The sequence below is a fragment of the Polaromonas sp. P1_G2 genome (assembly GCF_056405515.1).
In genome coordinates this window covers 1-632 of sequence record NZ_JBFUBY010000679.1, presented here as the reverse complement: position 1 = coordinate 632, position 632 = coordinate 1, and the positions used below count along the sequence as shown (strand labels likewise).

Below are 632 nucleotides of genomic sequence, written 5' to 3'. Positions count from 1 at the left end.
CAACAGAGCTCTCCGCCGTGACAGGGCTGAAATCAACGGCGGATTTGGCGCTTGTGCGGGCGAGTGCGGCGAGCTCATCCTCGTCCCTCACCGCACAGGCAGCCGAATGCGAAGTCCTGATCAAGTCGATGGCAGAATTGGCCGGTGGTGACGAGTTGCAGGTCCGCGATATCCTGAAAAGCGGTCCGCAGCGCATCCCTCAGCCGCGCAGCTTCTCGGTCCGCTCGGTGCCGGCCGATCTGCTGCGCCAGCGGCCCGACGTCTATTCGCTGGAGAAGGAAGTCGCGGCAAATGCGTTCGCGGCAGGGGCGGCCGAGGGCGATCTCTATCCCAGCCTGTCGCTTTCGGGATCGCTGACGCTCAACCACAACAGCCTGGCCGGCGCCAACCTGCCCTGGTCGTTCGGGCCGTCGCTGTCGGTGCCGCTCTTCGATGGCGGCCAGCGTCGTGCCGCCGTCAAACTGGCGAAGGCGGATTACGATCTGGCGGATGCGAATTACCGCGCCGGCGTGCTCTCGGCGGTCAAGGATGTCGAGACAGCCCTGGTGCATCTCGACAGTGCTCATCGGCAGCTATCCGACGCCGCCACGGCGGCGCGGGAATACAGGACCTATTTCCAGTCGGTCGATGAG

At 65.0% G+C, this 632-nt stretch carries 1 protein-coding gene; it reads left to right on the top strand.

From position 1 onward, the window contains the following. The coding region (locus AC1D0P_RS26910) for a TolC family protein (protein WP_477679527.1) at positions 1–632 on the top strand (632 nt) is incomplete at both ends.